Origin of the sequence: Nonomuraea sp. MTCD27, assembly GCF_041950495.1 — a bacterium.
Taxonomy (GTDB): domain Bacteria; phylum Actinomycetota; class Actinomycetes; order Streptosporangiales; family Streptosporangiaceae; genus Nonomuraea.
Genome location: NZ_JBGNUW010000005.1, coordinates 67141 through 86242 on the forward strand (window position 1 = coordinate 67141; position 19102 = coordinate 86242).

A 19102-nucleotide genomic window follows, 5' to 3' on the forward strand; every position below is an offset into this window, starting at 1 on the left:
CATCGCCGAACGCTCTGATACCGGGCTGTCGCCGTCCTGACACCGCCGCTGACACGACCCCTGCGGGCGATGACGTTGCCGGGGTATGGGGGCGGCGCTGCTGTCGGCTCGGATCCGGGGGCCGAGGAAGAGGCGCCCGCGCGTGCGCGCGCCGCCCGCTACTTCACCCGGCCTGACATCGCATCCGTCCATGCGCGGCGCCCCTCCGGCGCGATGGGCGCTGATCTGGTGCACAGCCGTCGAGAGCAACCTCATCCGGGCTCGCGCTCGCCCGGGTTCAGGCTCACTCGACACATCGGCCCCGTGGAGGTGGTCAGGCCGGTCGTCGTCTTCCCCGGGCCCACCCGGACCGGCCCTGAACGGTCACCGGCCCGCACCTGCAGCGAGATCGCGCGGGCCGTCCACGTCGACCCCCACGTTGCGGTGCCGCGCGCCTCGAAGGCTGCTGGGAATGGTCGGCGATTCCCTCGCGCCATCGGTCCCTCAACCGGGGGGTACCGCCGACCGACGTGGCGGCAGCCGCCTCACATCAGTGAACTTCTGATCGATTCCGGAGCTGACACTTCCGAGCGCCTATTTGGCCACGTACTGCTGGACGAGCTCGTCTGTGGCCCGCGCGACATGGTCGAGGTCGGCCCCGAGCGTGACCAGCACCTGGGCCGCCGCACTCGCACGATCGCGGACGAGCCCGAGCAGGAGGTGCTCGGTCCCGATGTAGTCGAGGCCGCGCTGCAAGGACTCCTGGTCCGCCGACTGGAGGACTTCGCCGGCCGACGGGGTGAACGGAAGGTGCCCCGACGCAGCGGTCTGGCCTCGGCCCTGGCTCTCCTCAACCTGACGGCGAACGCCGTCAAGGCTCAGGCCCAGGTTCTTGAGAACCGTGGCGCCCACGCCCCCATCCTCGCGGATCAGACCGAGGAGAACATGCTCGGTACCGATGTAGTCGTGGTTGAGCATCCTGGCCTCGTCCTGGGACAGGACGACCACACGCCGCGCCCGGTCGGTCAACTTATGGAACATCCCGCAGCTCCTCGCAAAGCAGTTGGTCAGGCCGATGACTTGGTTTCATCGATACGCATGCTAGGGAGCGACCGACAAATGATCAAAGTTCGCTGTTGCTCGCGGGTGGAGCTGCCGGTGACCGAGTGTTGGCGCCGGTGTTCGGGATCGAGCCGGGTGATCCGCGATCGGGCTCAGCGGTCGGTGGGCAGCGGGACGCGGTCAGCCGCGCGGGCGCACGCGATAAACCAGGCGACGTCATTGGTCGCTCCCGCGATAATGGCCGACGTGAAGCAGGTCGAGGTCGTCGTCGCCCATCACGAGTGCGCGACCCTGCGCGTCGGCGACGTGTTCCTGAAGGTCGACGCTGATCAGACGCGCACCGACGTCGAGGTCGAGGCGATGGCCATGGCGCCGGTCCCGACACCGGAGGTCCTGTGGCGGAAGCCGCCCGTGCTCGCGCTCGCCGCCCTCCGAGGGACGGCGCTCGGCCGCCTCGGCAAGCCGTCGATCGCGTCGCCGGCGGCGTGGGCCGCGGCGGGTGCCGCCGCACGGATGCTGCACGACGCGCCGCTGCCGCCATGGCCCGGTCGGAGCATCGACGAGATCGCATCGCGCCTCGACGGCGAATGCGAGTGGCTCATTACGAACGGCGTCCTTCCCACCGACCTGGTCACGCGCAACCGCCGGATTGCCGAGGCCGCGCTCCGGCCGTGGACACCGGTGTTCACGCACGGCGACCTTCAGGTCAGCCACGTGTTCGTCGACGGTGACGAGATCACCGGCGTGATCGACTGGTCCGAGGCGGCCCAGGGCGACGCCCTGCACGATCTCGCCATCTTGACGCTCGGTCACGAGGAGCACCTTGGCGACGTCGTCGCCGGCTACGGCACCCACGTCGACCTCGACGTGATCCGCGCGTGGTGGTCGTTGCGAAGCCTGCTGGCGATCCGCTGGCTGGTCGAGCACGGCTTCGACCCGTTCCTGCCCGGCTGCGAGGTCGACGTGCTGAGAGCCCGGATGTGAGGCTGCACGAGCCCGACGGGCGCCTCAGCCGAGGACCAGCGACTGCGCCGGGTTGGCGGAGCGTACGAGCACGCACCGAGCACGTCCGCGACCACTGCTCCCTTCGGCGCGCGCAGAGTCCCCAGGACGGCCGCGGCGTTCGTACGGTGGCCGACCGGACGCTACGACGTGACGTCCACCACGACCTTGCCGACCGCGCCGCTCTCCACCGCGCGATGCGCGTCGGCGGTGCGCTCGAGCGGAAAGCGGATCAGCGGCAGGCCGTGCTCCTCGCCGACCGGCAGCGCGCCGGCGCGGACGGCGGCGGCGACGTCCTCGACGGCCGCGGCGCGCGCCTCCGGACCGACCGTGTAGAGCACCAGGAACTGCAAGCGTGTGTTCAGCACCATGTTCTGGAGCACGTCCAGTTCGACCGGCTTGCCGCCGTCGTTGGCGTAGGTCGAGATCGTGCCGCGCGTCCGCAGCACGGCGAGGTCGAGTGCGAGGTTCGCGCCCAGCGCCACCTCGGCGACGATGTCGACGCCATGCGGGGCGATCCTGCGGATCTCAGCGGCCGGGTCGCCCTCGCGATAGTTGATCACGTGATGGGCCCCGGCGGCGGTGGCCAGCCGGGCTTTCCCCGGGCTGCTGATGGTGCTGATCACGGTGGCGCCGGCCCATCGGGCGAGCTGGATCACCGCGTGCCCGACCGCTCCGGCCCCGCCCGCGGCGAGCACCACTTTGCCGTCGAGCGCCCCGGGCCGCAGCCGGCCCGGGCCGTCCTCGGCGACCGTGAGCGCGCGGTGAGCGGTGAGCGCGGGGACGCCGAGTGAGGCGCCGACGTCGAAGCCGGCCTCGTCGGGCAGCGGCACGGCCTGTTCGGCGGGCACGACGGTGAACTCGGCGGCAGTACCGGTGGGCCGCCCGGCGGCGGCCATGAACAGCCAGACCCGCTGACCGACCCGGCTCCGGTCGATCCCCTCACCGACGGCGTCGATCGTGCCGGCGCCGTCGAGGTGCGGGGTGACCTCGGGGAAGTGCTTGGGATGGGAGGCGCCGGAGCGGGCCTGCCAGTCGGTTGGATTGACCCCGGAGACGGCGACCCGGACCCGGACCTCGCCGGGGCCGGGCGCGGGCAGGTCACGGTCGACAAGCTGGAGAACGTCGGGGGCGCCGTTGTCGCGGTAGATGATGGCCTTCATGATCCGTCCTTTTGGCCTGGTGGAGCGGGGCCTCCCGGCACGGCCCGGCGTTCCGTCAGGGTGTGTGGTGGGCCGGGTCGCGTTGGTTCCGGTCAGCCGAGAGGGACCTCGTTGGAGCGGGACTCGATGGCATCGAGGGTGGCGAGGGTCGCGGCGTCGAAGGCGATCTCGCTGACCGCCATGTTGGCCTCCAGGTGGGCGGGGTCGGCGGTGCCGGGGATGAGCAGTACGTTCGGGGCGTGGTGCAGCAGCCAGGCGAGGCCGACCTGGGAGGGCGTGACGCCCAGGGCCCTGGCCACGGCGTGCACCGCCGGCTCGTCGCCCGCCTTGGGCAGGCCCGGGAAGGCCCCGCCGAGCGGGAAGAACGGCACCCAGGCGATGCCCTCGGCCGCGCACAGCCGCAGCAGCTCCTCGTCGTCGCGGGAGACGAGACTGTACGCGTTCTGCACGCAGACGATGCCGGCCGGCAGGGCGCGGCGCAGGCCGTCGAGGGTGACGCTGCTCAGGCCGATCGCGCCGATCTTGCCCTCGTCACGCAGGGCGATCATCATCGCGAGCTGGTCGTCGAGGTCGACGACCTGGTCGCCCTCGGGACGCAGCCCCGGGCCGGTGTCCAGGCGGCGGAGGTTGACGACCGCGAGGCGGTCGACGCCGAGGCTGCGCAGGTTGTCCTCGACACTGGCGCGCAGCTGCTCGGGCCGCTGTGCCGGACGCAGCGGCGCGCGCCCGCCGGGGTCGGGGTCAGCGCCGACCTTCGTGACGACCAGGACGTCGTCCTCGGGACGCAGTGCCTCGCGGATCACGTCGTTGGCGAAACCGAAACCATAGAACTCGGCGGTGTCCACGTGGTCGACGCCCAGCTCGACCGCGCGGCGCAGCAGCGCGACGGCCTCCTCGCGGCGATCGTGCAGGCGCTCGAGCTGCAGCGCGCCGTACCCGATCCGGTGAACGGAGCGGTCGGCGAACGACGCGGTCGCGGTGGTCATGACGCTGTCTCCTCGGTCGATGATCGCAAGGCGATGTACAGCAGTTCGGCCTGGTAGAGCGCCATGAGCCGGTGGGCGATCGGGGCGGCGCGCTCCCGGGCCGCGGCCGGCTCGTGGCGCTCGACCTTGACGAGCCAGGCCGTGACGCAGTCGTGCAGCATCGCGCGCATCCGCTCGGTCATGTCGACGACGATGTCGCGGACGTCCGGGTCGGTGGTCGCCTCAGCCCAGGTCTGCACGCCGACCCGGGCCTCGGCGGGGTCGACCGCGGCGATCAGGCGGGAGAGCAGCTCGTCAGGGCCGGGCGGGGCGTCGCCCGCGGCGTACTCGCCGAGGACGTCGGCGCGCTTGGCGAGCACCTCGCGGGCGGCGGCCCGGACCAGGTCGGCCTTGTCGCGGTAGTGCGCGTAGATCGAGCCGGCCGAGAGGCCGGACTCGGCGGTGATGTCGGCGATCGAGGTCCGCTTCAGGCCGTTACGACCGAAGCAGCGTACGGCGGCCTCGGCGATCTGGGCACGCCGGAGTTCCTTGCGCGCGTCGGTGAGCCGCGGCACCACACCTCCACAAAGAGAATGACGGTTCTGCTTGCGGAGCACACTAAAAGAATGCTCGTTCTTTTTGTGTGGAGCGCCCCGAACAGGCCAGGTCGTGGCGACCTGTCCGGGATGGAACCTCGGCGCGCCGGCTGACCGAGCGCCGCACGAGCTGGAGCGCCTACCGGACCGGCGTCATCGGGGTGGCTCTTCGCCGCAGAGCGCTCGGCGGAGGGCATCGTGCCGGTAGCCGCGGACTCGAACGCTCAGCCCGGCGTCGGGCGCGAGGGTTTCACCGCCGTGGATGCCGCCTGGATAGACGTGCAGTTCGACGGGCACGCCGGCCCAGGACAGCCGGCGTGCGTAATCGATCGCCTCGTCGCGCAACAGGTCGAGGTCGCCGACGTCGACGTACGCCGGCGGCAGGCCGGAGAGATCGCCGGCGCGCGCCGGCGCGGCGTACGGCGGCACCCGGTCTGTGCCGAAGTCCTCGCCGAGCAGCGCCCGCCAGGCCTGGATGTTGGCCTCACGACTCCACGCGCCGAAGCCGGTGTTGGCCGTGGCCGAAGGGGTCGACGACAGGTCGTCCAGCATGGGGGACACCAGCATCTGGTGGGCGATGGCCGGGCTGCCGCGGTCGCGGGACAGCAACGCCACCGCCGCGGCCAGCCCGCCGCCCGCGCTCGTCCCGTAGAGACCGATCCGGCCGGGGTCGATCCCGAGCTCGCGGTGCCGGTCCGCGACCGCCACGAGTCCGGCGTAGCAGTCGTCCAGCGCCGCGGGGTACGGGTTCTCCGGTGCCAGCCGGTACTCGACCGAGACGACGACGAGGCCGGTCGCCCGGGCCAGCCCGACGGCCTTCGCCTGATCGCCGTCGACGCTGCCCGCCACCATGCCGCCACCGTGAACGTAGTAGACGCAGGGCGACTGCCGGGTGCTCGCGTGCGGTCGGTACACGCGCACCAGCACGGGCACCGCCACACCATGAGTGATCGGCAGGTCGTACACCTCGATGTCGTCGGGCACGGCAGGGGCGGCTCGCAGGGCGGACAACTCGGCCTGCCGCCTGCGTCGCTCGGGAATGTCGCTGACACCGCTCAGACCTTGGGGACCGACCAGCCGCAGGTACTGATCGAGGCGCGCGCGGACCTGGGGATCGATGCGCTCGGTGATGTCCACGGTAGGCAACCTAGGAATCGGGTGGCGGTTGGACAACGCCGTCGACGGCAAAGCGACCTTTCTCCACGGGAAAGCGCCGTCCCACCGGAGCCGGCGATCCCGTCCGGCGATCCGGTCAGGCGATCCGGTCAGGCAGGCGTGCGGCCAGATGGTCGACCAGCTCGCTGATCCGTCGGGGCACGTGGACGTCGTCGGACAGGAGCGCGTAGATGTCGGCAGGCGGCGTCGGCACCCCGGGCAGCACGCGCACCAGGGCCCCGCTCTCGAGGTGAGACCGGATCTGCCACTCCGACCGCATGATCACCCCGCGGCCCTGCAGCGCCCAGTCGGTCACGATGTCCCCGTCGTTGCTGGACAGGCGGCCGTGCACGCGTATCTGGCGCGGGTTCCCGGCGTCGCCGAAGCGCCACAGGGCGAAGTCGCCCTCGTTCTCGCGGAGCACGATGCAGTCGTGGTCGGCCAGGTCCTCCACGCGTTCGGGCCTTCCGCTCCGTTCCAGGTAGGAGGGTGCGGCGCAGGGAACGCGGCGGTTCGCCGCCAGCCGGCGCATCCGCAGGGAGGAGTCCGGGGGCGTGCCGACGTGGACGGCCAGGTCGAACTCGCGGCGGTGCGGCCGCAGGGGCAGCGCCGTCGTGCGCAGCTGGATGCTCAGCCGGGGGTGCCGGGCGGTGAACTCGCCGAGCAGCGGCGCCACGTGCGCGCGTCCGAGGCCCAGGGTCGCCTGGACCACGACGGAGCCCCGCAGGTCGCCGGAGCGATGCGTGACCAGGTCCTCGAGTTCGCGGACCTGGTCGAGGATCGTCTCCAGGCGCGCGGCGTAGACCTCCCCCTCGGGGGTCAGCGCGAGCCGGCGCGGGCCGCGGTGCACCAGACGTACGTCGAGCCGGCGTTCCAGGGCGCTGAGGCGCTTGCTGACGACAGGCAGGGAGCAGTCCAGCTCGCGGGCGGCCGCCGTGAGCGTTTCGCTGGAGGCGACCACCTGGAAGAAGTGGAGGTCGTCCATCGAGGTGGTCATCGCGTCGTACCGCGGCGGGATTGGCGCCGGCGTCTTTCCATGAGCGAAAGGATAGGTTGCTCCAGGCGTTCTTGTTGCGGCGTTTCCCGCCGACGAAGGTGGAGGCGCACCCGCCGGCCGGACCGGGTGCGCGCACTGTCGACGAGGCCGGAGGAGCGCCTGTGTCCCACCGTCACCGCATCGCGGTCATCCCGGGCGACGGCATCGGAGGTGAGGTCGTCCCGGAAGGGCTGCGGTGCCTGCGGGCCGCCGCGGAGGCCCATGGATTCGAGCTGGAAACCGTCGAGTTCGGGTTCGCCTGCGCCGACTACTGGGTGCGGCACGGCGAGATGCTGCCACCGGACTGGCGGGAGGTGCTCGGCGGCTTCGACGCGATCTTCTTCGGCGCGGTCGGGTGGCCCGAGGTCGTGCCCGACCACGTGTCGCTGTGGGGCAGCCTGCTGAAGTTCCGCCGCGAGTTCGACCAGTACGTCAACCTGCGTCCGGTACGGCTGCTGCGCGGGGTGCGCAGCCCGCTGCGCGACCACGAGCCGGGCGACATCGACTTCCTGGTCGTCCGCGAGAACACCGAGGGCGAGTACTCCGACATCGGGGGCCGGATCTTCGAGGGCACCGACCGCGAGACGGTCGTGCAGGAGACCGTGATGACCCGAACCGGGGTGGACCGGGTGCTGCGGTACGCGTTCGAGCTGGCCGGCTCGCGGCCACGCAGGCACCTGACGTGGGCGACCAAGAGCAACGGCATCTCCATCACGATGCCGTACTGGGACGAGCGCGCGGCCGCGATGGCGGAGCGGTACCCGGACGTGGTCGCGGACAAGGACCACATCGACATCCTCGCGGCCAAGTTCGTCCTGCGCCCCGAGCAGTACGACGTCGTCGTCGCCAGCAATCTCTTCGGCGACATCCTCTCCGACCTCGGGCCGGCGTGCGCGGGGACGATCGGGATCGCCCCGAGCGCCAACATCAACCCGGACCGCACCTGGCCCAGCCTGTTCGAGCCGGTGCACGGCTCGGCTCCCGACATCGCCGGACGCGGGATCGCCAACCCGGTCGGTCAGATCTGGAGCGGCGCCATGATGCTCGACCACCTGGAAGAGCCCGCCGCGGCGGCGCGGATCGTGGCCGCGATCGAGACCGTGCTCGACGAGCGGCCGGAGGTGCTCACTCCCGACCTCGGCGGCTCCGGGACGACCGCGGGTCTCGGCACGGCGATCGCCGCCGAGATCGCGACCGGGGCAGCCGGGCGACGCGGTTCGCGGCCGAAGGCGACCACGACGTCATGACACCATCCTTCTCCGACCCGATCGGCCTGGAAGTGCGGTGGGACCGGCTCGCCGCCGCGACCGACGAGGCCGCCTCGACAATGCTGCGCACGGCCTTCTCGACCATCATCCGCGAGTCCAACGACTACACCGTCGTCCTGATGGACCGCCAGGGACGCACCATGGCGGAGTCGCGCGCCGGCATCCCCGGTTTCGCGGCCCTGATGAGCTCCCTCTGCGCCGTGGTGCTGGACAGGTTCCCGGCCCGGGAATGGCGAGACGGCGACTGCGTCATCACCAACGACCCATGGATCGCGACGGGGCACCTGCCCGACATCGCCATGATCACCCCGATCTTCCACAGAGGCGCGCTCGTCGGCTTCGCCGGGACCGCGGCGCATTCCCCCGACATCGGCGGCACGCCGTCCATGGGAGCCACCGAGCTGATCTCGGAGGGCATCCTGATCCCGCCGTTGCGGCTGTTCCGGGCCGGCGGGGTGGAGCAGGGGGTCAAGGACCTCCTGCTGGCCAACGTCCGCCTCGCCGACCAGCTGTGGGGGGACCTGGAGGCGCAGGCCGCCGCGCACGCGGTGTGCCGGCGGCGGGCGCGGGAGTTCCTCGACGACTTCGGCGAGCCGGACTTCGAGCGGTTCGCCGCCGAGGTGCACGCGCTGGCCGATGCCGCGCTGCGGGCGGCGATCCGCGACCTGCCGGACGGCGTGTACCGGGCGGGCGTCGACGCCGACGGTGTCGAGGGGCACCCGACGCACATCGAGTGCGCGGTCACGGTGAGCGGGGACCGGATCGGGATCGACTACGCCGGGAGCTCGGCCCAGGTGCCGTACTCGACCAACTCCACGCTGAACTACACGCGCGCGTACTCGATGTATCCGCTGAAGATCCTGCTCGATCCGGCCACGCGGACGAACTGGGGCTCTTACCAGGCGATCACCGTGACCGCTCCGGCGGGCACGATCGTCAATCCCACGTTTCCCGCGCCGGTCGTGGCGCGCCACCTGACCGGGCACCTGCTCTCGTGCGCGATCTACCAGGCGCTCGCGCCGGTGCTGCCCGACCGGGTCATCGCCGACAGCGGCGGGGCGCCCGCGCTCCGCGTCCGATTCGCCGGTGTCGACGACGACGGTCGCCCCTTCTCGCAGATGCTGTTCGCCAACGCCGGCATGGGGGCCTCCAGGGACAAGGACGGGCTTTCGACCACCGCGTTCCCGACCAACTCCGGGAGCGGGAGCGTCGAGGCGATCGAGGTCGCCTCTCCCCTGCGGTTCGTGCGCAAGGAGCTCCGGGCTGACTCGGGCGGTCGCGGGCGGCGCCGCGGCGGGCTGGGGCAGGACATCGAGGTGCACAACCCGACCCGTCGTCCGGTGCAGATGGTGCTGCTGGGGGATCGCGAGCGGCACCCGGCCCTCGGGCTCGCCGGAGGGGAGCCGGGGGCGACGGCGTACGCGGTGCTGGACACCGGCGAACGCCTGTCCCTGAAGTCGATCTCCCAGCTGGCCCCGGGTTCCTCGGTGGTCATCTCGTTCCCCGGCGGCGGAGGGTTCGGTGCGCCGGAGGAGCGGGAGCCGCACCTGGCCGTGGCCGACGAGCTGGGTGGCTATGTCCGTCCACCTGCGGTGGGACGGGAACAGACGGGTGAGGAGTCTCATCGATGAGTCGTACGGTCCGGATCGGGGTGGACGTCGGTGGCACGTTCACCGACCTGCTGCTGCACGATCCGGCACGCAACCTGACATGGCCCGGCAAACTGCCCTCCACGCCGCACGCCCCCAACGAGGCGATCACCGCGGGCATCGCGCGTCTGCTGGCGGAGACCGCCACGCCGGCCGGTGACGTCGCCGGGGTGGTGCACGGCACGACCCTGGTGACCAACACGCTGCTCGAGCGCACCGGCGCCGTCGTGGGACTGCTCACCACCAGGGGTTTCCGCGACACCCTGGAGATGGCCCGGGAGATCCGGTTCGACACCACCGACCTCCTCGCCCGCCCGGCCGATCCGCTGGTCCCGCGGCACCTCTGCCGCGGGGTGCGGGGGCGCATCGCCGCCGACGGCACCGAACTGGAGCCGCTGGACGAGGCCGAGGTGCTCGCGCAGGTGCGGGAGCTCCTCGATCGAGGCGTCGAAGCGGTGGCGGTGGCCCTGCTGCACTCCTACCGCGACGACAAGCACGAACGGCGGGTGCAGGAGCTGCTCGCGAGGGAACACCCGGCGCTGCCGGTCACCGTCTCCAGCGCGGTCGCTCCCGTGATCGGCGAGTACGAACGGGCGAGCACCGCATGCCTCAACGCCTACGTGCAGCCCCTGGTGGTGCGCTACCTCGACGCGCTGCGTGGCGACCTGCTCGCGATGGGCATTGGCGCGCCGCTGCACGTCATGCTGTCCGGAGGCGGGGTCACCTCCTTGGAGGAGGCGAAGGCGTTCCCCTTCCGCCTGCTCGAGTCCGGTCCGGCCGCGGGTGCGATCGCCGCTGCCGCCGTGGCACGCCGGCTGGGTGAGCCGGATGTCGTCTCGTTCGACATGGGCGGCACCACGGCCAAGATCGCGATCGTCGGCGGCGGTGAGCCTCGCCGCAAGCACGACTTCGAGGCGGGCCGCGTCGACAAGTTCAAGCCGGGCTCGGGCCTGCCGTTCAGGCTGACCGTCGTCGACATGATCGAGATCGGCTCGGGTGGCGGCTCGATCGCGGCGCCGGACCCGCTGGGGTTGCTCAAGGTCGGCCCGCGCAGCGCCGGGTCCGTGCCGGGGCCCGTCGCCTACGGCAGGGGCGGGGACCATCCGACCGTCACGGACGCGGATCTCGTGCTCGGCTATCTCGATCCGGCCGCCTTCCTCGGCGGGGAGATGGTGCTGCGGACCGCCGAGGTCCACAAGGCGGTGGACCGGGAGGTGGCGGGGCCACTCGGCCTCGACCGGGTCGGCGCCGCGTCGGGCATCGTCGAGGTGGCCACCGCGAGCATGGCGGCCGCCGCCCGGATGCACCTGTCCGAGCACGGCAGGGACCCCGCCGACTTCGCCCTCGTCGCGTTCGGCGGGGCCGGCCCGGTGCACGCGTACGGTCTGGCCAAGCAGCTGAAGATGTCACGGGTCATCGTCCCGATGCGCGCCGGCGTCATGTCCGCCTACGGGTTCCTCGTCGCCGCACCCACCGTGGACCAGGCGCGCAGCCTGCCCTCGGCCCTCGCCGGCGTCGAGTGGGACCGCGTCGCCGCCGTCTATGACGAGATGGCCGCGCACGCCACCGCGGTGCTGCGACCGGACCGTCCCGATCTGGTGCGGATCCGGCGGTCAGTCGACATGCGGTACGTGGGGCAGGGGTTCGAGATCGAGATCGGGCTCCCCGGGACGGACGTCGCCCGCACCGACGTCGAACGCCTCCACCGGGCCTTCGAAGAGACCTACCGCGCGACGTTCGGTCGCTCCCTCGACGGACCCGCGGAAGTCGTCAACTGGCGGCTTTCGGCACAGCTGCCCGGCCACGACATCCCCATGGGATGCGCGCCCGTGGCCGGCGACCCCCGGCGCGGGGTACGCGAGGTGTGGCTCCCCGGGCACGGCCGGCTCCGGGCGACGGTCTGGGACCGGTACCGCCTGCGACCGGGAATGGAGATCACGGGACCGGCGGTCTTCGAGGAGCGCGAGTCCTCGTGCTGTTTCGGACCGGAGTGCCGCATCCGGGTCGACCGCGATCTGACGCTCCTCGTCGACCTCGCGCGCTGACCTCGAGCGGCCGGGCATGGTCCTTCAGAACCGGGCGGCGGAGGCCGCCGCGGGTGTCGTGGGCGCGGCGAGCAGGTCCCCGAGCCCGCCACGGGCGTCCTCGATCACGAGCGCCTCGGCCGCCGCCGAGTCACGCGCCCGCAACGCCCGGACGAGCGCCCGATGGCTCGTGTAGCGGTGCAGGCCGAACTCGGCGTCGTGGCTGATCCGTTCGATCAGCCTGGCCCGGCGCTCCGGCCACGAGAACACCCGGGTCTGGTCGAGCAGCCGCACGAGGACCGGGTTGCCGGCGCAGGACTCGACGACCTCGTTGAAGCGCTGCATGGCGTCGAGCAGCCGGCCGAGGTGCCGCGACAGCTCCTGCCCGGCCTTCTGCCGCTGCTTGATGAGGATCAGCAGGTCGTCGGCCTCGTCGAGGATGGCGTCGAGCTGGTCCAGCTGCTCCGGGGACGCGTGCCGGGCGGCGAAGCGGGCCACCATCCCGCGCAGGGCCACCTCGACCTCGGCGAGGTCCTGGATGGCGACGTCGCCGAACGTGGCCACCTGCACCGTCCTCGGCCCCGTCCGTTCGAGCAGGCCGTCCTGCTCCAGGCGCCGGATGGCCTCGCGCACCGGCGTCGGGCTGACCGACAACCGCTCGGCGAGCCCCCGTTCGGTGACCTTCTGCCCGGGACGTAGCTCCCCGATCGTGATCGCGTCGCGGATGGCGCGGTACGCGCGGTCGGCCAGGGTGCCGGCCGTCAGGCCCCTCAACGTCTCATCCGCCATGCGATCAGTCTAACTGCCATGGCAAAGCTAACTTGAGACTATTGACCGTCTTGCTATAGCAACCGTAGCGTTGTGCTCGCCACAACGGCGAAGTGAAGGGAAGGTGTCCAATGTCCACGACGATGAGCGGGCAGCCCACGCGAGCGGGACGCATCACCTTCCTCGTCTCCCTGGCGGTCTTCGCGCAGGAGTCGACGTGGAACCTCTACGACTCGCAGGTGCCGCCGTTGCTCCGCGAGCACATCGGCAGTGCCGCGCTCATCGGCCTGCTCATGGGGATGGACAACCTGCTCGGCATCTTCATCCAGCCGTGGATGGGCAACCGGTCGGACAACACCCGCACCTCGTGGGGAAGACGTATCCCGTACCTCGTCGTCGGGATGCCGCTGGCGGCGCTGCTGTTCCTCGTCATCCCGCATGCCGCGGCCTCGTTACCCCTGCTGATCCTGGTGATGTTCGCCTACGCGCTGGTCGCGAACTCGTTCAAGCCCATCGCCGAGTCCCTGCTCCCGGACTTCATCCCGCCGCAGCGCCGGAGCCGGGCCAACGCGGCGGTCAAGATCGCGTCGAGCCTCACGGTGATGGTCGCGGCGCTGATCAGCATCTTCCTGATCGACGACTTCCCGAGATTGTCGTTCGCGATTCCCGCGGTCCTGATGGTGGCGTCCGTGGCCCTGCTCGCCGCGAAGCTGCGGGACAGCCGGTCCCCGGCCTACCGGACGGCACTCGAGGAGGACCGCGAGCGGCAGGGTACGGCGGCGGCGAACGTGCGGGTGCGGGTGCGGGACGTCGTGCTCGACATCGTGCGGGATCCGAACCGCAGCAGGTTGCTGCTCATCGTGGCCATCCTCCTCTTCGGCGGTGCGTGGGCCGCCTCCCGGGCCCTCATGACGCCGTACGGCATGGAGGTGCTGGACCTGTCCCGCGGCGAAGCGGGCGGGCTGACCCTGCCCAGCGGGGTGGCCTTCATCGTGGCGGCCTACCCGGTGGCGATGCTCGCGGAGCGCTTCGGCCGGCTGCGCGTGATGATGGCCGGGATGGCGGTGTTCGCGGCCGGCCTGGTGCTCGGCACCGTGGTGCAGACGCCCACCGGCGCGGTGGTCGGCCTGTGCGTCGCGGCGGCGGGCGCGTCCTCGTTCCTGGTCAACGCGGTCGTCGTCCTGTGGAACCTCGCCCCGTCCGACGGAGTGGTCGGGACCTATACCGGTCTCTACACCGTCGGATGGGTGGGCGGCGGCTTCCTCGGGCCGGCGGTGGTCGGCGGCATGGTCGACCTGACGAGCTGGTCCCTGCTGCTGGTCCACGTCGCGATCATCGCGGTCGTCGCCGTGCTGACGGTCGCGCGCGTCAGCGCCCTGCAACGACGCTCCTCCTCCGGACGTGTGCTGTGACGGCGACCCGCGTGCTGATCACCACGGACTACCTCCGCCCCGGCGACGAGGTCGACGAGTTCCTGAGACTCTCCGGGCTGGAGACCGTGCACCTGCCCATGGTCGGCCGGCGCGACCCCGAACAGCTCGTGGCGGCGCTCGCCGGGATCGACGCCGCGCTGGTGGCCAACGAACCGCTGACGGCCGACGTCCTCGCCCGCGCGCCGAGGCTGAGGGTCATCGTGCGGACAGGCGTGGGCTACGACTCGGTCGACGTGGCCGCCGCGGCCCGGCTGGGGATCAGCGTGAGCAACCTGCCCGGCATCAACGCCAACGCCGTCGCCGAGTACACCATGGGTCTGTTGCTCGCGGGCGCCCGACGCCTCGTGCAGTCCGCACACGGTGTGGCCCGGGGGGCCTGGCCGCGCGAGGACGGACGTGAACTGCGCGGGTCGACCCTCGGGCTCATCGGCTACGGCGCGTCGGCGCGGGCGGTGGTGCCGCTGGCTCGCGCCTTCGGCATGAACGTGGTCTGCTCCACCGGCGTGCCGGCCCGGCTGCGCAGCGATCCGTCGGTCGCATTCGTCGACCTGGCCGAGCTGCTGGCCACCGCCGACTACGTCTCGGTGCACACCTCGCTCACGGAGCGGACCCGAGGCCTGCTCGGCGAGTCGGCGTTCAAGCGGATGAAGCCGACCGCGCTGCTGGTCAACACCGCGCGTGGTCCCATCGTCGACGAGGACGCGCTCGTCGCGGCCGTACGGGCGGGACAGATCGCGGGCGCCGCGCTCGACGTCGTGAGCGAGGAGCCGCTTCCGCCCGGCAGCCCGTTGCGCGGCGTCGACGGCATCGTCGTCTACTCCCACATGGCCGGGCAGACCGCCGAAGCACGAGCCGCCGCGGGGCTCAGAGGGGCCGAGGAACTCGTGGCGGCGCTCGAAGGCCGAGCACGGTTCCCGGTGAACTGACACCGAGAGAAAGAGGGACATGGACAGCGAACCCGTCAAGCCGGTCCGGGTCCTGTCGCCGAGCGGCATGCTCGGCGCGGGCTGGGACCACGCGACGATCGAGCGCGGCATCGCCCTGGGTGCCGACGTCATCAGCATCGACGCCGGGTCGACGGACTCCGGCCCCTACTACCTCGGCTCCGCGACCCCCAAGACGACGGCCAAGGCGGTGGCACGCGACCTGCGCAGCCTGCTGACGGCCGCGTCCGGAGCGGGCATACCCGTGATCGTGGGCTCCTGCGGTACGAGCGGGACCGACAGCGGCGTCGACTGGGTCGCCGGGATCGCGGCCGAGGTGATGGCGCAGGAGGGCCTGGACCTGAAGGTCGCCCGGATCTACAGCGAGCAGGACGCGACCCGGTTGAAGGAGCACCTCGACGCGGGCCGGATCCACCCGCTGCCCCCGTTGGGACAGCTGCGCGCCGAGACCCTCGAGAGCTGCACCCACATCGTCGGCGCGATGGGCCACGAACCGATCGTCGAGGCACTCCGGGCCGGTGCCCAGGTCGTGCTCGCCGGCCGTGCCACCGACACGGCGGTGGCCGCCGCCTACCCGCTCATGAAGGGGCTGCCCGCCGGGCCGACGTGGCACGCCGCCAAGATCGTCGAGTGCGGCGGTCAGTGCACCGGCAACCCGCGCGCGGGCGGCGTCCTCGCCACCATCGACGCCGACGGCTTCACCATCGAACCGCTCGACCCCGCGGTGTCGTGCACGCCGATCTCGGTGGCCGCCCACATGCTCTACGAGACCGCGAACCCGTTCGAGATGCGGGAGCCCGACGGCACCCTCGACGTCCGGGACGCGCGCTACACCGCGGTCGACGACCGGATCGTCCGCGTCGAGGGGTCGCGGTTCCACGTCGCCGACCAGTACACGATCAAGCTGGAGGGCGCCCGGATCACCGGCTACGAGACCATGTCGTTCACCGCGATCCGGGACCCCCTCATCCTCGCCGACATCGACGCCTGGGCGGACCTGATGCGCACGATGATCAAGCGGCGGGTGGGCCAGACGCTGGAGCTGGCGGACCACGAGTACGCCTTCGACCTGCGCCTCTACGGCCACAACGCGGTGCTGGGCGACCTCGAGCCCGAGACCGGGCCGCCGCGGGAGGTGGGCGTGATGCTGCTGGTCAACGCGCCCGACCAGGCGACGGCCACGGCGATCGCCAAGGTCGCCAACCCGCTGATGCTGCACCTGCCGACGCCGGCGATGGACTACCTGCCGAGCCTGGCGTTCGCGTCCTCGCCGGCCGAGGTCGAGCGCGGCGCGGCGTACGAGTTCGTGCTGAACCATGTCGTCGACTGCGCCGACCCGACGAGCCTGTTCCGCATCGAGACGGGAGACGACGCCGATGCCTGAGACCACCCTGGCGGACCTCGCCCACGAGGTCCGGTCCAAGAACGCGGGCCCGTTCTGGGTCACCATGGAGCTCTTCATGCGCGACGCCGACGGCTACCGGATCGCCGCGGACGAGTCCTTCCTGAACGAGCGCGTGATCGCCGAGCTCTACCGGGTCGAGGAGAGCACGGTCCAGATGTTCCGGATCCCGTCGCTGAACGTCGTGAAGATCTCCTTCCCGCGTCCCATCAGCCAGGGATCGCTCCGGGACCGCGACATGCACGCCGGCCAGCACCACGTCCCTCTCGCGCGCATGCCGATCAGGCGGCCGGCCGACCATGATCGCTGACGACCTCGGCACCTGGGCGGCCGCGCTGCGGTTCGACGACCTCAGCGAGCACGCGGTCCACACGGTCCGGCAACGCCTGGTCGACACCCTCGGCTGCGGGCTCGGCGCGTTCGACGCCGAGCCCGGCCGGGCGGCGCGACGTCTAGCACGCGCCCTTCCCCCGGGCCCGTCGACGGTACTGGGCACGAGAAACACCGCCACCGCGGACGTCGCCACGTTCGTCAACGGGACGATGGTGCGCCACCTGGACTTCAACGACGGCTACCTCGGGCTCGAGCCGGGACATCCCAGCGACAACATCGCGGCGTGCCTGGCGGTCGCCGAGGCCGAAGGGCGCTCCGGCCGGGACCTCGTCACCGCCATCGCGCTCGCCTACGAGGTACAGGTCCGGTTGCAGGACGCCGCGAACCTCTACCGCCGCGGCTGGGACCACGTGAACTACGTGCTCGTGTCCGCCACGCTCGCCGCGGGCAAGCTCATGGGCCTGGAGGCGCGGCAGCTCACCCAGGCGGTCAACATCGCCCTGAACGGGCACATCGCGATGCGCCAGGTCCGGGCAGGCGAACTGTCGTCGTGGAAGGGTTCCTCCGCGCCGAACGCCGCCCGGAACGGTGTCTTCTCCGCCTGGCTGGCCAGGGAGGGGTTCACCGGCCCCGCACCTATCTTCGAGGGCGAAATGGGGTTCATGCGGCAGGTGAGCGACTCCTTCGTGCTGGAGCCACTGGAGTTCCCCCGCACCCCCGGCAGCACGTACGCCGTGTCCCGGACGCTCACCAAACTGCTGCCGACCAACGGTGAGATGCAGACCGCGGTGTGGGCGGCGCTCGACCTGCGCGAGAAGATCGCCGACCTCGCCGAGATCGACCGCGTCGTCGTCGACACCACGCACATCGGCTGGACGATCCTGGGCAAGGACCCGGAGAAGTGGCGCCCCACCACGCGCGAGACCGCCGACCACAGCCTCCCGTACACGGTGGCCCGCGTGCTCGTCGACGGGGAGCTGACGGCGTCCTCGTACGAACCGGACGCGCTCGCCGACCCCGCCGTCGCGGCGTTGATGGCCCGCGTCGAGGTTCGCGAGGACCCGGTTCTCACGGCGATGCTGCCGACCCGCATCCCCAATCGGGTCACCGTCCGCCTCAGGTCCGGTGAAGAGCTCGTCCGCGAGGTCCACGACGCCCCCGGTGGCCACCGGACCCCGATGACCGACGAGCAGTTCGCGAAGAAGTTCGTGGCCCTGGTGGAACCGCTGACGACGGCAGCGCGGTGCGGCCGGATGCTCGACGAGATCTGGAACGTCGACCTGGCGCCGACCGTCACCACCCTCATGCGGGCCCTGGTCGTCGACGACGAGCCCGATGGCGGATGAGCCCGCCTGCTCTCGCCTCGATCCGAAAGGGGAGCTCTCGTGATCCGTCTCGCGGACCTGCCTGCCGCACACCCCGGCCGCCGGCTGCTGACCGGCCGTACCCCGTTCTTCGCCGCGCCGGCCGAACCGCGCTGCGGCTACTGCGCCTACGTCCCCAGGACCTGGACTCCCGATGCCCGGATGCCGGTGCTGGTGGCCGTGCACGGCACCGGGCGCAACGTCGGCGCGTTGCGGGAGGGACTCATCCCCTTTGCCGACCGGCACGATGTCATCGTCGTGGCACCGCTGTTCCCGGCCGGCATCGACGATCCGGACGACGTGCACAACTACAAGAGCATCGACGCCCACGGCATCCGGTTCGACCTGGTGCTGCTCGATGTCCTGGAGCAGGTCCGGGTCCGGTGGAACGCGCGGGTGGACACGGTGATGCTGTGCGGGCACTCCGGCGGTGGCCAGTTCGCCCACCGGTTCCTCTACCTCCACCCGGAGCGGCTCGCCGCCGTCGCGGTGAGCGCGCCGGGCAGCGTGACCCTGCTCGACCACTCGCTCGCCTGGCCGGCCGGCATCGGCGACACCCGGGAGCGATTCGGGATCCCGGTCGACCCCGCCGCGGTCGCCCGGGTGCCGGTGCTGCTGGTCATCGGCGGTGACGACGACGGGCGGGCCGACCTGGCCGCCATGGGTCATCCCGGCCGCAGCCGGCCGGAGGAGCTCGACCGCCTGGGCGGGAGCCTGGCACGGCACCGAACCACCGTCCGGAAGGTCGAGGTGCCGAAGGTGGGCCACGATGCCGCGGGAACGCAACCGCCGATCATCGACTTCTTCGACGACCTGCTCACCGGCCACGCCGACTCCGGGATGCGGTCGGAAGCCCGTTCGCCCGGGCGCGACGCGCCGCCGGCACAACAGCGCACCCCGGTCCACCGCGAGCGGTGAACTCGAAGACGCCCCCGGCCGAGGCGACGGCGCTGACGGCG

The 19102-nt window shown here is 71.7% G+C and carries 17 protein-coding genes; 10 read left to right on the forward strand and 7 right to left on the reverse strand.

The window, feature by feature from the left end:
• Positions 1–573: 573 nt before the first annotated feature.
• Positions 574–1020 (reverse strand): Clp protease N-terminal domain-containing protein, encoded by a 447-nt coding sequence (locus ACBJ59_RS16075; RefSeq protein WP_375111015.1) that lies wholly within the window; start codon positions 1018–1020, stop codon positions 574–576.
• A 258-nt stretch (positions 1021–1278) separates the two neighbouring features.
• On the opposite strand from ACBJ59_RS16075, the gene ACBJ59_RS16080 reads away from it, so the two are divergent.
• Positions 1279–2025 (forward strand): phosphotransferase family protein, encoded by a 747-nt coding sequence (locus ACBJ59_RS16080; protein ID WP_375111017.1) that lies wholly within the window; start codon positions 1279–1281, stop codon positions 2023–2025.
• Positions 2026–2186: 161 nt separating this feature from the next.
• Here ACBJ59_RS16080 and ACBJ59_RS16085 read toward each other — a convergent pair whose 3' ends face one another.
• The 5 genes from ACBJ59_RS16085 to ACBJ59_RS16105 form a co-directional block, all read right to left on the reverse strand.
• A complete protein-coding gene (locus ACBJ59_RS16085; RefSeq protein WP_375111018.1) occupies positions 2187–3206 on the reverse strand; it encodes an NADPH:quinone reductase in 1020 nt (339 codons plus the stop codon).
• A 92-nt stretch (positions 3207–3298) separates the two neighbouring features.
• Positions 3299–4192: an aldo/keto reductase gene (locus tag ACBJ59_RS16090; RefSeq protein WP_375111020.1), complete on the reverse strand. Its 894-nt coding sequence runs from the start codon at positions 4190–4192 to the stop codon at positions 3299–3301.
• Positions 4189–4746 carry a TetR/AcrR family transcriptional regulator gene (locus ACBJ59_RS16095; RefSeq protein ID WP_375111022.1) on the reverse strand — a complete coding sequence of 186 codons (558 nt, stop codon included), beginning with the start codon at positions 4744–4746 and terminating at the stop codon, positions 4189–4191. The genes ACBJ59_RS16090 and ACBJ59_RS16095 overlap by 4 nt, the downstream gene beginning before the upstream one ends.
• A 174-nt stretch (positions 4747–4920) precedes the next feature.
• Positions 4921–5904 carry an alpha/beta hydrolase gene (locus ACBJ59_RS16100; protein WP_375111023.1) on the reverse strand — a complete coding sequence of 328 codons (984 nt, stop codon included), beginning with the start codon at positions 5902–5904 and terminating at the stop codon, positions 4921–4923.
• 115 nt (positions 5905–6019) lie between these two features.
• Positions 6020–6919: a LysR family transcriptional regulator gene (locus tag ACBJ59_RS16105; RefSeq protein ID WP_375111024.1), complete on the reverse strand. Its 900-nt coding sequence runs from the start codon at positions 6917–6919 to the stop codon at positions 6020–6022.
• 161 nt (positions 6920–7080) lie between these two features.
• Between ACBJ59_RS16105 and ACBJ59_RS16110 the strand changes: the two genes are divergently transcribed.
• From ACBJ59_RS16110 to ACBJ59_RS16120, 3 genes are read left to right on the forward strand one after another with little or no spacing between them, the layout of a single operon-like run.
• On the forward strand, positions 7081–8205 hold the full coding sequence (locus tag ACBJ59_RS16110; RefSeq protein ID WP_375111026.1) for a tartrate dehydrogenase: 1125 nt from the start codon (positions 7081–7083) through the stop codon (positions 8203–8205).
• Entirely contained in the window at positions 8202–9857 is a 1656-nt protein-coding gene (locus tag ACBJ59_RS16115; RefSeq protein ID WP_375111028.1) for a hydantoinase B/oxoprolinase family protein, read from the forward strand. The genes ACBJ59_RS16110 and ACBJ59_RS16115 overlap by 4 nt, the downstream gene beginning before the upstream one ends.
• Entirely contained in the window at positions 9854–11920 is a 2067-nt protein-coding gene (locus ACBJ59_RS16120; RefSeq protein WP_375111029.1) for a hydantoinase/oxoprolinase family protein, read from the forward strand. Before ACBJ59_RS16115 ends, ACBJ59_RS16120 begins: the two co-directional genes overlap by 4 nt.
• 24 nt (positions 11921–11944) lie before the next feature.
• On the opposite strand, the gene ACBJ59_RS16125 is transcribed toward ACBJ59_RS16120, so the two are convergent.
• Positions 11945–12688 carry a GntR family transcriptional regulator gene (locus ACBJ59_RS16125; protein WP_375111030.1) on the reverse strand — a complete coding sequence of 248 codons (744 nt, stop codon included), beginning with the start codon at positions 12686–12688 and terminating at the stop codon, positions 11945–11947.
• 110 nt (positions 12689–12798) lie between these two features.
• On the opposite strand from ACBJ59_RS16125, the gene ACBJ59_RS16130 reads away from it, so the two are divergent.
• From ACBJ59_RS16130 to ACBJ59_RS16155, 6 genes are read left to right on the forward strand one after another with little or no spacing between them, the layout of a single operon-like run.
• Positions 12799–14079, forward strand: coding sequence for an MFS transporter (locus ACBJ59_RS16130; protein ID WP_375111031.1), 1281 nt, complete (start codon positions 12799–12801; stop codon positions 14077–14079).
• The gene (locus ACBJ59_RS16135) at positions 14076–15026 is read left to right on the forward strand and encodes a phosphoglycerate dehydrogenase (protein ID WP_375111032.1); all 951 of its coding nucleotides are present in this window, start codon (positions 14076–14078) and stop codon (positions 15024–15026) included. The genes ACBJ59_RS16130 and ACBJ59_RS16135 overlap by 4 nt, the downstream gene beginning before the upstream one ends.
• Positions 15027–15045: 19 nt before the next feature.
• Positions 15046–16428 (forward strand): acyclic terpene utilization AtuA family protein, encoded by a 1383-nt coding sequence (locus ACBJ59_RS16140; protein WP_375111033.1) that lies wholly within the window; start codon positions 15046–15048, stop codon positions 16426–16428.
• Complete coding sequence (locus ACBJ59_RS16145; RefSeq protein ID WP_375111034.1) at positions 16421–16756, forward strand: DUF4387 domain-containing protein; 336 nt, start codon at positions 16421–16423, stop codon at positions 16754–16756. Before ACBJ59_RS16140 ends, ACBJ59_RS16145 begins: the two co-directional genes overlap by 8 nt.
• A complete protein-coding gene (locus ACBJ59_RS16150; RefSeq protein WP_375111035.1) occupies positions 16746–18125 on the forward strand; it encodes an MmgE/PrpD family protein in 1380 nt (459 codons plus the stop codon). The genes ACBJ59_RS16145 and ACBJ59_RS16150 overlap by 11 nt, the downstream gene beginning before the upstream one ends.
• A 39-nt stretch (positions 18126–18164) precedes the next feature.
• The gene (locus ACBJ59_RS16155) at positions 18165–19061 is read left to right on the forward strand and encodes a hypothetical protein (RefSeq protein ID WP_375111036.1); all 897 of its coding nucleotides are present in this window, start codon (positions 18165–18167) and stop codon (positions 19059–19061) included.
• Positions 19062–19102: the final 41 nt, after the last annotated feature.